11 protein-coding genes and 1 tRNA gene are annotated in these 14,446 nt (G+C 52.9%); 4 read left to right on the forward strand and 8 right to left on the reverse strand.

Annotated features, from left to right (window positions below; translation table 11 throughout):
* Positions 1-910: 910 nt before the first annotated feature.
* Complete coding sequence (locus SH573x_RS09855) at positions 911-1,429, forward strand: hypothetical protein (RefSeq protein WP_479354601.1); 519 nt, start codon at positions 911-913, stop codon at positions 1,427-1,429.
* 303 nt (positions 1,430-1,732) lie between these two features.
* Here SH573x_RS09855 and SH573x_RS09860 read toward each other — a convergent pair whose 3' ends face one another.
* Together SH573x_RS09860 and SH573x_RS09865 are read right to left on the reverse strand one after the other, a co-directional pair.
* Entirely contained in the window at positions 1,733-5,182 is a 3,450-nt protein-coding gene (locus SH573x_RS09860) for a hypothetical protein (protein ID WP_479354603.1), read from the reverse strand.
* Positions 5,183-6,514: a hypothetical protein gene (locus tag SH573x_RS09865; RefSeq protein ID WP_479354605.1), complete on the reverse strand. Its 1,332-nt coding sequence runs from the start codon at positions 6,512-6,514 to the stop codon at positions 5,183-5,185.
* A gap of 336 nt (positions 6,515-6,850) precedes the next feature.
* Here SH573x_RS09865 and SH573x_RS09870 point away from each other — a divergent pair, with 336 nt between their 5' ends.
* Positions 6,851-7,573 carry a hypothetical protein gene (locus SH573x_RS09870; protein WP_479354606.1) on the forward strand — a complete coding sequence of 241 codons (723 nt, stop codon included), beginning with the start codon at positions 6,851-6,853 and terminating at the stop codon, positions 7,571-7,573.
* A gap of 351 nt (positions 7,574-7,924) precedes the next feature.
* Here the strand turns inward: SH573x_RS09870 and SH573x_RS09875 are convergent, their stop codons facing one another.
* Genes SH573x_RS09875 through SH573x_RS09895 form a run of 5 tightly spaced genes read right to left on the reverse strand, consistent with a single transcriptional unit; the run spans position 7,925 to position 11,447 of the window.
* Complete coding sequence (locus tag SH573x_RS09875) at positions 7,925-8,455, reverse strand: DUF2243 domain-containing protein (RefSeq protein ID WP_479354608.1); 531 nt, start codon at positions 8,453-8,455, stop codon at positions 7,925-7,927.
* Positions 8,448-8,744 (reverse strand): hypothetical protein, encoded by a 297-nt coding sequence (locus tag SH573x_RS09880; protein ID WP_479354610.1) that lies wholly within the window; start codon positions 8,742-8,744, stop codon positions 8,448-8,450. The genes SH573x_RS09875 and SH573x_RS09880 overlap by 8 nt, the downstream gene beginning before the upstream one ends.
* A gap of 22 nt (positions 8,745-8,766) precedes the next feature.
* Positions 8,767-9,387 carry a YeeE/YedE thiosulfate transporter family protein gene (locus tag SH573x_RS09885; RefSeq protein ID WP_479354611.1) on the reverse strand — a complete coding sequence of 207 codons (621 nt, stop codon included), beginning with the start codon at positions 9,385-9,387 and terminating at the stop codon, positions 8,767-8,769.
* Between the two features lie 49 nt (positions 9,388-9,436).
* The gene (locus SH573x_RS09890; protein ID WP_479354612.1) at positions 9,437-10,003 is read right to left on the reverse strand and encodes a YeeE/YedE thiosulfate transporter family protein; all 567 of its coding nucleotides are present in this window, start codon (positions 10,001-10,003) and stop codon (positions 9,437-9,439) included.
* Between the two features lie 55 nt (positions 10,004-10,058).
* Positions 10,059-11,447 (reverse strand): MBL fold metallo-hydrolase, encoded by a 1,389-nt coding sequence (locus SH573x_RS09895; RefSeq protein ID WP_479354614.1) that lies wholly within the window; start codon positions 11,445-11,447, stop codon positions 10,059-10,061.
* Positions 11,448-12,011: 564 nt separating this feature from the next.
* Between SH573x_RS09895 and SH573x_RS09900 the strand changes: the two genes are divergently transcribed.
* Positions 12,012-13,625 carry a bifunctional metallophosphatase/5'-nucleotidase gene (locus SH573x_RS09900; protein WP_479354616.1) on the forward strand — a complete coding sequence of 538 codons (1,614 nt, stop codon included), beginning with the start codon at positions 12,012-12,014 and terminating at the stop codon, positions 13,623-13,625.
* 15 nt (positions 13,626-13,640) lie between these two features.
* The gene (locus tag SH573x_RS09905; RefSeq protein WP_479354617.1) at positions 13,641-14,030 is read left to right on the forward strand and encodes an ArsR/SmtB family transcription factor; all 390 of its coding nucleotides are present in this window, start codon (positions 13,641-13,643) and stop codon (positions 14,028-14,030) included.
* A gap of 331 nt (positions 14,031-14,361) precedes the next feature.
* Here the strand turns inward: SH573x_RS09905 and SH573x_RS09910 are convergent.
* A tRNA-Ser gene (locus tag SH573x_RS09910) sits at positions 14,362-14,443 on the reverse strand.
* Between the last annotated feature and the right edge of the window lie 3 nt (positions 14,444-14,446).

Below are 14,446 nucleotides of genomic sequence, written 5' to 3' on the forward strand. Positions count from 1 at the left end.
GGACAGACCCGGTGTTCGTCAAGTGTCTGTCCCCCGGCCGATCCCCCGGCCGATCCGCCCCGCTAACTCAAGCTCCTCACACCCGACGTCTGTCCCCCGCTCCTCGAGCGAGTGAGCGCTGGGGACACACAACTGGGTCGTTTTGCTAGCCTCCCCCAAAAACGCACCGGGGACAGCCCGGACAGACCCGGTGTTCGTCAAGTGTCTGTCCCCCGGCCGATCCGCCCGCTAACTCAAGCCCCTCCCACCCGACGTCTGTCCCCCGCTCCTCGAGCGCGTGAGCGCTGGGGACAGACCATTGTGCTTTTTGCTAGCGTCACCCATGAACGCGCGGGGACAGACCCGGTGTTCGTCAAGTGTCTGTCCCCACCGCCGATCCGCCCCGCTAACTCAAGCCCCTCACACCCGACGTCTGTCCCCGCTCCTCGAGCGCGTGAGCTGGGGACACACCATTGTGCTTTTTGCTAGCGTCACCCATGACCGCGTGAGCGCGGGGGACAGACCACTGGACTTTTTGCTAGCATCATCCATGAACGCACGGGGACAGACCCTGTGTTCGTCAAGTGTCTGTCCCCACCGCCGATCCGCCCTCACACCCGACGTCTGTCCCCGCTCTTCGACCGCGTGGTCGTTTTGATAGCGTCACCCATAAACGCACGGGGACAGACCCGGTGTTCGTCAAGTGTCTGTCCCTCGGCAGGTCGGCCCCGCTAACTCAAGCCTCACACCCGACGTCTGCCCCCCGCTCCTCGAGCGCGTGAGGTTTGAGACTGCAGCACCCTACCGCGCCGATGTCACCCACCGGCGCTGCCAATGGCATCGGCCGAACTCTGTATTTCTGCTTAGAATAGTGCATCAATCGGAGCGCACCTAATGTCCCCGAAGAGCGATGAGACTCCAGGATCCCGACGTGAACAAAATTGCTAAAGCAACGGTAGCGATATTCTTGGTATTGATACTATTGGCAGCATTTGGTTGGCGCCGCCAAACGGCGGTAGATTACGCAACAACGCTATGGCAAGATGCGGGGGGTGGTATTGTTGAAGAGGTTCCATTGCTTGGGCCAGTTGAGATATGCGTAAACCTAGGAGAGCCCTCAAATCAAGAACAGCTCAATGCACTCAATAGTGCAGGCAAAGTATTGTTTCGCACTTGTTCACCTTGTATTGAATTTCGATGGAAAGACCAAGATCGCTACTTGGCTGTGGCAGGCGATGGTCAGTTGGTGCTCTTTGCGAAAGTTTTGAACGACACTAATGTGAATCGTGTTAGGTTTGTGAGATGCCGCTTTAGCGTCGAAGGGGTCGTTGGGTTTCTGCGTCAATTGAATTCGATTGAAAGCTTAATTGTTCCCAAACATTGCTTTACTCAGAGTGAATTGGACGACGTGAACAGGCAGATAGGACGCGAGGTAGTCCGAAAAATGTAATTGTCGACAACACAGCAGTATGGCCCGACCAAGCGGCTGCGCCGATCCAAATCGACTCGATGTCCATTAGACGACGAGGTTACTCGTTGCAGCGAAACAATGTGTGAGGTGCATTCTGCTGCAAACACTTCCACTTCGGTAACGAGCCCCCTCCCAGAGCCTAGCTTAACGCTGGCTCCGACCTCCCCCAAGCAAAGCTTGGGAGAGGTGACATAACGCCCTCCGTACACCGCCCCCGGCGACGCTGAGGGAGGTCGCAGACGAGGCGCTTGAGCCAAAGTCTGCGGCAGGGGCCCGTTAAGGCTACCACATAGGCACAGAATCCATGGCGTCTAGAACCGCATTCAGCGTTTGAACTTGCCTCATCAAGTCATCGCGCAGTTGGCCGTCGATCATCTTGATCGCTGAGTCGACGGCCCATTGGGGATCGATTTTGGCGGCGCTGGTTAGCGGCATGGGATCGCTGATGCCACGCGTTTGTAAGTGCCAGGTTAGATCCGAGAGAAACGGTTCAATCATCAAGCGGCTTAAGCTAGGGTCAATACCACGCAATGCTTCCGCTACCAGGCTGGCGCGTTCAGCCAGGTATTCGTTGCTGCCGTCGCGAAAGACAGATAGATCTTTCATGCACGCAAAGACCACGCGTCGCGTAGCTGCCATGTCGATTTCGGCCAACTTGGGAATGATTTCTCGCAAATGGAAAGCGAAGGTCTCAAAGTAATTGGTCTCGGCCGTTTCACGACTGGCGAGCAAGGCATCGGCACCGCGACCAAGCATGCGCTGGCGAACCACTTGATCGGCGTTTGGAACAGCGACTGCCGCTAACAGCCAGAGAATGCCGCGGCGCCGCGCGCTCGGGATCTGAGCTTGCAGCGACTGCACAAACGATTCCGATGGCAGCGGAGTGCGATAGAAAACTCCGGGCACCAGCGCGGCTTGCGAACCGGCGATCGAACTACGCCCCAGGTGTTTTAAGCCCGCTTCCCAATCGGACTTCCCAGTCATGACGGCATAGCAGAGTGCCAGGTCTTGCAACTCCACTACTTCATCGGGATAAGCATGTTGCGAGATCAGTTTGCAAGCCAACTCGAAATCGACGATCGCCAGCTGTGGATAGAAATAGCGAGCCACACCACGCTTGCTCTTCTGTGCATCAGCGGCCAGGAAGTCGTCGCGTTGCGACTCGAAGAACTCGGAAACTATATCCCGGGCTAAATCGAATTCAGCTTGCGCAACTAGGAACCTGGCGACAGCTCCAGCCCCCATGGCACCTTCGGCACCGCCCATCTTGCGGGCATCATTCAGGCATTGTTGCAGTAGCTCATCGCGCAGGGCCAGATCGCTCGTTTTCTCGACCACCAGCATGCACAACGAACTGCGTATCTCCATAGGCAATAGTGGCGACAAGGTAGGCCACATCTGCGCGTCACGACGGATGATGCGATCAATCGCATAGCCGGTGGCATCGCGGCGTTTTTCTAACGCCGGGCGTTTGGTGGTGGCCAACTGAAGAACAGAATTTGGATTGCAGAACACAGTTCCGGAGAGAACTCCCACGACTAAACCATCTTGCCCTTGCGAGAAGTCCAATGTGCGCGCCATTTCAAACTTGTCGAGCAGTTTGCGGACAATCTGGCGTCGCTGAGCGAGATCGAACATGGGCGGTTGCCAGGCTGGCGACTGCGCGCTCGAGTCTATAGTCACGGTTACGTGGGCTTCGTCTGCAACCACAGCCCGAAAAGCCACGCTCTGTTGAAACAGGACAGCCAAAACTCCAGGCGTTTGTTTGGCTGAGAACTCAACCACGCCAGCGGCAGACGTCTCGGCATATCCACCAAAACTATTGCTTTGCAACAGAACCACCTGCGCGTCTGGGAGTGGTCGACCGTCCGGCGATTTCACGGACACTTGAATCGTTTGAGGCGCCGACCGGCTAGTGAGTGAGACATCGCCAAAGTCAAACGTTGCCTGCTCTGGTGGCGATTGGTCGACTTGGCGGATCCAGCTAATCTTGTCTGCATACTGCGGATGCGTGATCTTCAGCGCGAATTCGTGTCGCCAATCGAGACACTCGTTCGATTCGAACCAACCAAAGCTATCGGTGGTAAAGGTAGTCGAGGCTGAGTCGGCAGCTTGATTGGCAAACGCATTCTCGAACGTGTAATCCGAGCCGCGATACTCACCGGGAACCAGTAGCTTAGCACGTTGAATTTCAACTTTGGCCCCTGCTATTGGTCGGCCACTGCTATCAACCATACGTCCGCGAAACTGCTTGGGCTGGGGCGGAGTGAGTCGAATGGTCGGCGACTCGCTGATGTTGATGGTGTATTCGATGGGGGCTTCGGTTACGCCTGCTGGATCGATGACCGTTAACTTGACTGGTGTACCTTCCGAAATTTCGAAAACACGAAACAGGCCATGGCGATCGGTCTGGATCTTCTGGCTGTTGATAAACCGCTCTTGATTGTATTCACAGGTCACTTGAGCACCGACAACGGGCTCGCCTTTGTCATTCAGCACGGTGCCAACGGCTGGCGAGCTGCGCTTTAACTCAAACGTCTTGAAAACTCCTGCGTGAGGATCGTTCCCCTGTTCAGGCCGCGCATAGAACGCTTGCGGATAGAAATACTCTTTCAAAGGATCGATCGGATAAGTGCTATCGACCAGGCTGTTGAGCCACATTTCAAACTCGCCATTGGCATCGGTCAGAACATTGCGCGCCGTATGCGAGTTTTGCATCGAGATACCGGCCAACGGTTGGCCATCTTCGGCAGAGATCACTCGGCCTGTGGCCTGGACACCACGCCGGACAGTAATCAGCAGCTCATCTTGAGTATCGGGTAATTCACGGCTGGATTCGGATGCGAACCAGCCATGCCCAGAGTCTGCGTCGCTGACCGCAACCAACGTCCCTTCGCTCAGCGGACCGGTCATAACGGGCTGAGTGCCTTCGGTGGTGACCTGTTGTACCGAAAACTGAGTTCGTTGGCCGACGAGTCGAAAACTGATTAGCGTCCAATTGATGCGCGGGATATCGTCCTCATTGACCGAGTCTATGGTTTTGCACCGGAGGCGACGAGGCCTGGCGTTGCGTACCGTTACGCTAGCCTCGCCTGCTTCGGATTGGTTGACCAACAGGAATTGTCGGCCGATTTTGCTACTGCTTACTTGAACACCATGTAATTGATTCCCTAACGCGGGCAAGTTCACCCAGCCTTCGGCGTTGCTGGTCGATTTAAATTGCTCGGCGAGGCTACTGGGCAAGTCCGAGCGGCCGATGGTCGCCGGTACGACGTCGATTTCAGGCAGAGCTTTCCCGTCTTCATCCAAGATGCGTAAGCTCTTTACACTGGGTTTACCAAGTTGGATATCCAGTGGTAAATCGATGCGTCCTCTGGAAAGCTTATAGGGCAATACGGCGAACTCGTGATTCCGGCTCCGCGCCACGATGGCTCCCTCACCCGCTTGCAGCCATTGAGTGTCATGTGGATCGATCGTCATCCGATAATTGCCCGCGGCATCGGTCGTTACGCTTTGAGTAGTTGCCGTAATGCGCTCAGCCAGTTCGGCAGCCGGTAACCAGGTCCATACATTTTTGGATGGCGCTACGAAGATGACTTCACCATCGGCTACTGGTAGACCTTCGGCCGTGCGCACCGTTCCAAAAAACTCAACGCGGATAGCAGGTGATTCTTGAGCGAGCGTGGCAGCACTGGTGAGGCAGGCCAAGAGGAGGAAAGCAACGCGGAGCATCTACTTTTCTTTCTTCAGATTGACTTTGCCGGTCATCATGCCAGCCAGTGGTCCAGAGTCGAAAGAGAGTGTAACGTGCGTTGCTGGAAGATCCTTCCACTTCAAATCGACTGGACAAAAAGTGCCGCAAGCAAACTGAGTCGAAGCGGTCGTGAGCGTCTTTTCATCACCAGGCGACTCGGTACCGGTTTGTCGGCTATCGTTCGATTTGGCCGTGGCGACCAGCATACCATCGAGTGTCGCTTGTGCGCGTCCATAGCTGGCCCGAGTCAAGTACAGCCCCGTGTCGGTCTTCATCATCGGTTGAATCCGCAAGTGGAACTGATTATCGAGTTGACTCTCACTCACGATCTCGCCGCTAATGCCCGACGAACCTAAAACTGGGATGGAAGTGGTTTCGTTCGCTTTGATCTCATAGCTCTTCGATTGGGCCGCATCTAAGCGCTCGAAGGTCATGCGCCACTTTTCATCGCCGTCCCAATCGAGGCTGGCTGAGTAGATTTGATAGTTCCCCACCGGCAACTCTTGCGGCTGGAGACTATTGATCACCGCTTGAATACCGCTATCGGATTGCAGAGTAATGTGAAACTTGGTGGGCACATTCTCTAACACTTCCCAGCCGTCAAAGGTCACCACCGCCTGGCCGGTGGACTCGATTGCTTCCACACCGACTTGTTTCGTCTGGCGATCGAGCTTGACCACATAGCGTTTGCCTTGAAATCGAAAGCCGCGCGCCAGCGGGAAGGACTCGCGCAAGTTTTCAAATTGTCCATTGTTATTGAGATCGATTCGAATGATGTCGTCAGCCCCTTCGAAACGCCCATCGCTATTCTCATCTCGCAACACATACATGACCTCTTGTCCAGCCAACATCAGTCGCCCTTCCAGCATCGCCAAAGAAGCGATTCTCCACACGCCCGTATTGTATTCGCAGTGGAACTGAACCGGTGTGGTTGCGGGCGTCGGCCAGGCAGCGGCAGTGGCGTCCTTCTGATTTGATTGAACTTGAGCGATCAGAGCGGGCCCGGGCTTTACTGGCTGCCAGAGGCCATCTCGGTCCGAGTCGATCCACACTTGTCGACTGTCTACGCTGGTCGCAATCAGCAAAGCAGGCGCAGTGGATGCACCAATGAAGTACCGCCAGAACAGCACATCCTCCGTGCAGTTCTCAGGACGAGCCGGCAGCGTCTGATTTTCGGGCAGCACTTCCAATAGTCGAAATCGACCGTCAGTCGGTTTGAGAGCGGTTGGGTCTTGAGCCTGAGCCACTGAAGTAACGAGCGCTAGCCAGGCCAAGACCAGCAGCCCGCTGGAGAGGTTTGTATTTGTCATGGGCGTTCCAATATGCCGAGATACCAAATCATAGATGCGCTAGCGCGGACGATTTATCTAAAATGGTACATCATTGACTTCTGCCCTGCCCGGCTACGCTTGCCCGGCTTCATTGCCTTTTGCCTTCTCTGGCGACTTAAAGCTTCGGCCGACCGTGAATCATCGACAAGGCGCGATTCGATCGATCTAGGTGGCCAGAAGCGGCAATTCCAACATAGATTTGGCCGCATTCAGCTGATGGAATTGGCCAAAAGCGACTTTTAAGTCGAGATTTGGCCGTATTCGACTTTGGCCGGGAGGCGACCAGCGGATGGGTTGTGCTTTCGACCGACCGGCATGTTACGCGAAGAGTACGACTCGTTGCTAACCGCCCTGTTCGATCGCGATTCCATGCATCAGTACATCGTTAAAGCGTTGGCAACTTCATGGAAAGGATTGATGCGTGATGAGTTGATCAAGCAAGCCAAGCTGACCAGTGGCGGACGGGTCACTCAGGCCATTGAAGACCTGGTGCTCTCCGGCTTCGTGCAAGAAACCGCATCATGGAACAAAAAGACCAAGGACACGGTCTATCGTTTGATTGATGAGTTTTCCATTTTTTATTGGACTTGGATGGTCAACTCAAAATCTGATGCTCATTGGCTGCAGATTGCAACTGGCAGAAGATTCGATAACTGGTGTGGGTATGCTTTTGAAAATTTATGTTTCAAACATCTTGACCAAATCAAACGTTCGCTCGGCATCTCAGGTATACAAAGCAGTGCCGGAACGTGGAGATATCAGTCCAGTGGCTCCGAGCCAGGAGCACAAATCGATTTATTGATCGAACGCGCCGATCGGTGCTTCAATTTAGTCGAGGCCAAGTTCAGCATGCATCCCTACGTGATCACAAAAGCCTATGCACAGGAGCTGGAATCGAAGGTAAACGTGTTTCGCGAAAGAACGAAGGTGACCAGACCTATTTTCATCACAATGATCACTCCCCTGGGCCTGGTGCCCAACCGCCACGCGACCGGCCTGTCGATCGAGGAGTTAACACTGCAGAGTCTGATAAACTAACGTAGCGCCCAATTGACCCGGGATTACTGACGGTAATCGACGCTTGGACAGCATTGCCTGAGCACATCAAAAAGACCGTTGAGCAGCTTGTTTCGCTTGCCGATCCAGCCGGCCAGAAATGGACATAGCTGTCGCATACAATTCTGCTTTGCTCGTTCCGACACCGCTGCGCTACAATTGAAACAGCAGTAAACATTGCTCGCCTACCTCCCGGCGTATGTTTCCGATATCGCCGCCTAATGCAGTGAGTCCGCCTATTGTTTTGCCTTGAAGGCTTCCCTTCCACCCTTTCCAAGGCAAAAGGTGGCCGTGGAGATCGTTTGTATGCAGTATCGTCAGCCGCATTATTGCTTACACCACTGCACTATCCGGAGATCGATGCACATCTTTGCGTCCAATCACAAAACAACCGACTACGATCATAACCACTCCCGATCCAAGGAATGCAAGATCCCACATCAAATGGTCGGCGGTTTCCGTCACGTGGTGAACGTGGAGAATATGGTGGTCGATAATACCTTCCACTAAATTGAAGAGCCCCCAACCCAAGATGAGCGAGCCAACGAATGTGGATCCTTTCAGCGGAACATTGGGGTTCTTGGCAGCTCCCCATAGAAGAGCAACTCCAATGGCAGTCATAACCCATGTGAGGACGTGGAAAAGACCGTCCCAGAACATGTTAATTTCAAGGTTAACCACAAGCTGATCGTTGGGGATGCCGCGTGTCGGATACTCTGCGGAAAGCATGTTATGAATTTGCAGAAGCTGATGCAGCATAATGCCATCGACGAATCCTCCCATTCCAATTCCCATCGCCGTTCCTGCAGCGATCAACGGTCGACGCGTCGTACTGGTATCGTTCCTAAATTCATGACTACTCATGGTTCTCTCTGATCTCCACGTATTGATACTTGGGTTTAGACTGTGGTGTCTTCATGTTTAGCAGTTTGTGTATGCCCGTCGGTGGTCCATAATAAATGACTAGCAAGATAGCGATTAGCACTGGAAACGGTGCCAACGAGGCGAATAGGTGATAGCCAAAGTCGTCATTGAAGATGCCCGCCCAAACCTTTTCGGCTGTTTCAGATTTACAGAAGGGACAAGCATCAACCTTCGAAGCGAAAAGACTGAAGCTAAGTAGAGCGACGAATCCAAAAAATGTCCTGTGCATGATCGAAATCCTCGTTGGGTAGCTATCGAACGGCAAATTGTCCGATTGCGAAGAGGCAAATTGCCAGTAACGGTAAGAAGATCAATAAGAAGGTAGGCAATCGCAACCCAACCAATTCGTGCAACATTAGCTTTCCGCGATCTCCAACCTTTTGCAGCGATGACGAGAGCTTTGCCGAGAATTCGGCAAACAAATACGAACCAATTAGTAAACCGACAACTCCGGCAATCGCGTCCCAGTTGCCTTGGCCAATAGCTGCCGCACCGGTTCCTGGACAGTATCCAAGCAGTCCGAAGCCAACACCAAATAAAAGCCCGCCAAGGGTATTTGCAGCGTAGCGAGTCGGTTTGATGTGAAGATTGACAAGTCCCAATGCTTTCATCGAGAAGACCCCGATGCTTCCAACAATGATTGCGGTAAGCATGACCTTCACTACGGTGAAGTCTTCAAGCAGAAGAACTCCGATCAACACGTGGAACTTCGCAACGCCACCTTTTTGCAAAAGGAAACCGAATAGGATTCCAAAAATCAGGCCCAAAGCCAATTGGGTAGTGAACGTCGGCTTCTTTGAATCGCCATGACCACTAGACTCGATCTTGGCGAGCGGTGACTCGTCGCTGGATAACTGCGTTGAACGTTCCATTGTGTCTTTTCTTCTATTCGGATCTTAAACCACATGAAAGCTATATCTTTTAAAGACGAAACATGAGCATTGCCGTTGCGATTCCACCAACGAAGAATCCGATGAGTGCTATCCATGAACCTACAGAAAGCTGCATGGAACCGCTTATGCCATGCCCGCTTGTGCAACCACCTGCCAGCCGAGCACCAAAGGCCATGAGCACGCCTCCGATCACTGACACGCCAAGCCGCAACACCACCGAGTCTTCGCCAAACCGTGCTGCCCACATTTCGGGAAGCACTTGGCCCGTCAATTCTTGACCGTGCCAAGCGGCAAGGAACGCGCCGACAATGGCTCCCAGAACGAGCATGACTTCCCAGTCGACTACGGGCTTATTGTCTTGGTAGTACTTGAGTGATTCTGTGTGTCGCGGAGCAACGGATTTGCCGATCATTCCCGCGATCCGCGCGAAGGCCGTCGACGCACCGATCGGCTTGTCCGAAAAGTAGAACGTCAACATCGAAAGCACACCGATGAGCGCACCGACCAAATACGGCGACCAAGCCGCACCGGAGTATTGCAGCGGGTCAGTTCCGGCGGTCTGTGCAAGCAAGATTAGATTGAATTGGTTGGTCATAATCGATTCCCGAAACGACGTTAAAAACTACAAGCAGCCCATCATCACGCAACAGTCAATTCTCAATGGGGTACTTCGCATTGCACCAAGCTTGCCAACTGCCCGGCACATTGTGCGCGTCGAATCCGAGTCGCTGAACAATGCTTGCCCCGAGGCTAGCGCGATAGCCACTATTGCAGTAGAGGACCACAGGCTTTGACTGCGACAGCTCTTTAGAACGTTTCTCGAGCTCCGGCAAGAAAATGTGCTTTGCGTTTGGAATACGCCCTTCATTCCATTCGTCGGGCGATCGAACATCTACGATCTGCAAGTCCTGCCTGCTACGATGGAGCTCGTGAACTGACATTTGGTTGACTTCGACGATCGGCATGCCCGCGTTGTCCCACGACTTCATGCCACCGACGAGATAGCCCGCGAAGTTGGAATAGCCAACTCGAATAAACAGACGAATGACCTTTTTGAGTTCGTTGTCGTTTTCAAGCACAAGCAAAATTGGCTTATCGGGATTGACTATCCACCCCGCCCAAATCGATAGTTCTGGAGACCCGCCGATATTGACGGCTCCCTCGATATGCCCTCCACCAAAAGCGAGCATCGACCGCGTGTCGATTAGTGTCGCATCGCCTTGCTTAATTTTTTCACAAAAGGCTTTGGGTGGGAGGCCACGAACCTGTGGCAGATTACCCAGTACCTCAGGACCTTTCGCATTGAGTTTCTTCATGCGTTTGTAGTAAGTCGGCTCAGGTGGCGCTGTGGACAATGCGTATTCCTTAAAGCTCTGCTTGTCCTCATATTGCAAGAACGGATTGAACTTTCGTTCGTAGCCGATTGTGCTGGTAAGCCTATCACCAATCGAAGCCCCACATGGCGAGCCGTGTCCGTGAGAAGGATAGATCATCACGCAATCATCGAGCTTCAAGTAATAGTCGTAGAGAGTATCGTAAAGTGACTCTGCAAGCTCTTCGGCTAATCCGCTGCCCATGAGATCGGGCCGACCCGCCGAATTGACAAAGAGTGAATCGCCAGTGAAGACTCCCCATGGTTTAGGTGCGTGTTTTTCTTCAGCCGCTTCGTACGACATGTGCTCAGGAGTATGACCAGGCGTATGTCGCGCGGTGAGTATCAATTTGCCGAATTCAAAAGCATCGCCAGCGTGAACGGCGACATGCTCGAAATCATATTTCGCGCCCCCTTCCACACTGACATAAACCTTCGCGGATTGCACACGACTGCACAATTCACGAGCCCCGCTTACCAGATCGGCATGGATGTGTGTTTCAAAGACATGAGTTATCGACACCTTTCGTTTCCGAGCTAGCTCTGCGTAGATTTCTACATCAGCACGCGGATCGATGACCGCTGCAATACCAGAACTGTCGTCTCCGATGAGGTAAGAGAGCTCCGCAATTCCTTCGGTTTGGATAGTTTCAAGAATCAGCGACATGACGAACCTCTGAGTTAAAGGACTGCGAAGGCTTAAGTCGTTGTGAAATAGCAAGAGCGATTGAGGCAGCAATGACCAAGCCAGCGCCCCATAACCATGGAGAAGTCGAAGTCACAGAGGGAAAGGTGAGCTTCCCCCTCGTTTCCCCAACTCTCGATAAGTGGTGTCAGTTGCGGATGGAGTACGACGAAAATACCTGCACCAAAGATCATGCAGGACTTACTTTTGAAAAATGTTTCCACCATAGACCCAGTATTTTACGCGACGGAGATGTATCGTCTTGGTCGGTCGACGATCACAAAGCACGCTGTCACCGCATTGATCTTTCGACGAATACTGAAACATCAGCCATTTCTTGCTGCTCCAGCTTCTGCGGTAACTCGTATTCCACTAATCAACTGAACACGCAAAGAGTGTGCCAGCAGTTTTCTCCTGTTGTGCGGTGCGTTTGAGAGAACTTATTGAAATCGAGGCTCGGGGTTTGCTCTTGTTTAGTTGTGAGCACGTACATCTGTTTCATGCTGTATGCACTTAGTTTCACTCGACACACAAGGCAAGCTAACGATGTCAACTACACGTCGCAACTTACTCAAGGCCGCGGCTGCAGTTGCAGCGATTGCATCTGTTCAACCGCGCAATGTTTTGGCGGCACAGTCGATGAGAAAAGTGACCTTATTGCACCTGACTGATACTCATGCGCAGTTGGAAACGCACTGGGAGTATATGCCTAGGTCAGAAACACCAATTACGAAGATGGGTGGCTTCGCTCGCTTGAAGACCGCGATCGATCAACAACGATCGAGTGCCACTGGACCAGTGTTCGTAGTCGATGGTGGTGATCTCATCCAAGGGTCTGGTCCAGCCGCTTGGTCGATGGGACAAGTGATGATCGAGCCTAGCAATGCACTTGAACTAGACGTGTTTGTGCCTGGGAACTGGGAGCCCGTCTATGGACCGCAAACGTTCCTAAATCTGATGGGGCAACTCAAGGCCAACGTGACTGCGTTCAATTTTCATGACCAGCGTTCTGGCAAGCGGTTGTTTGAGCCATATGTCAAGCTTGAGAAAGAAGGAGTGCGTGTTGTGTTTGTGGGCATCGCTGATCCCACGACAACCAAACGTCAACCTCCCGCGCAAGTTGAAGGGCTTGATAGTACTCGCATGGCCGGGCTACGCGACTTTCTCCAGAAAATCCGTCGCGATGAACGACCCAATTTGTTGGTCGCGGTGACTCACGCTGGGTTGACTCCTTCGCGGCAAATTGCGAGAGAAAACCCCGAACTCGATGTGGTGCTTTCGGGCCACACGCATGAGCGAACCGAAAGCGTGATTCGAGAAGGAAACGTCCTCGTAGTGGAAGCAGGTTCCAACGGATCGTTTATCGGCCGACTAGACTTAACTCTAGATGGATCAAAAGGGATCGCGGATCATCAGTTCAAATTGATCCCGATCCACGAAGCTGACTTTGCGGAGCATCTTGGTGTCAAGGACATAGTTGATCGATTGCTACTTCCTCATCGCAGACGTCAACGGAAGGCGGTGTGCACAACGGAGGTCGATGTGATGCGATACGACGTCTTCGAAACCAATGCGGACAATCTGATCAGTGACATCGTTCAGGAAGTTGGTGGGGCGGACTTAGGGATGACGAACGGTTTTCGGTTCGCACCTCCCATCGTACCTGGGGTTTTAACCGAAGGAGACCTTTGGGACTTACTACCATTGGACACTCGTATTAAGCGCGGCCAGATATCGGGCTCGCAGCTTCGCAGTTACATGGAGGACGAACTTGAACTTGTATTCTCAAGAGACCCCTGGAAGCTTTCAGGGGGCTGGGGGCCACGGGTGACAGGATTGCAAATGGAGTTCGAAGCCAAAGCCTCACCTGGAAATCGAATTCGAAGCTTGAAGGTGAAAGGCAAAGAGGTTACTCCCGACGCGATTTACTCCGTCGCTGGCTGCGAGCGGGAAGGCGAACCGAATGATTTGGTGTGCCGTATTCGAGGCGTTCGCAATGTCGAGATTGTCAAGCCATCGATTCACGAGGCCATGCTTACGTCACTTCAACAAAAGCAAGTCATCGCTCCGAAACGAGAGAGTCGCTCGCGAGCGATTGATCTTCCTCATCGAGCTTTAAGTCAGGATGACTTATTGCAACAACTCTACAACAATGCGTAGCGGTTCGAACCATTAGTGATCGTTCGTCGCGATGACAAAGAGAAACGAAAAAGAATGATGAAACGCAAGGCAGTGCCGCAAGAGATCCTGACGTTGATGGCCGAGAAATTTCGGTTGTTAAGCGATTCGACTCGACTTGCGATTTTGAATTGTCTGATTGACGGCGGAGAATTGAATGTTGGTCAGCTAGTTAATCAAACAGGACAAGAGGTGGCCAATGTGTCGAAGAATCTAACCGCAATGGCTAAAGCGGGCTTGCTTCTGCGACGCAAAGAAGGAACCTTTGTGTACTATCAACTGAAGGACCCTATCGTTAAACAAATTTGCGAACTGGTGTGCGACTCACTTCGACAGGAACTCAAAGACGAAATGAAAAGAAATCGTGATATTCTCCGCCATGGTTAGCATCGCTGAGGATCATCGAACCGCCTCATTTCAGCCAGGGCCATCTAATCAGTCGGGAATCGTTGACGATCGATTTCTAATGCCGATCCATTTTTCACCAACGCGCGTCCACGGATGGCGGGCCTCCACATAGAATAGATAGTGCGCTGCACGGGCGCTGCATTTCCGGTGGCGCAACGCGTCCTAACGTGGCACAAACTGCCACTATGAAAGAACTCGCAATCAACAAAAAACGCCGTAAGTCTAACCGGGGGTCAGGCTTAGGCGTCTCTTGTCATGTGGTGGCGAATCAACGAGTTTCGCGTCTCGGAGAGACGCGGCTACGTGAAGGCGGAGGGCACGGGACTCGAACCCGCAACCCCTTACGGGGCACTTCATTTCCAATGAAGCCGCTAGCCATTCGCTTACCCTCCAGC

The sequence above is a fragment of the Rania fehmarnensis genome (assembly GCF_056494185.1).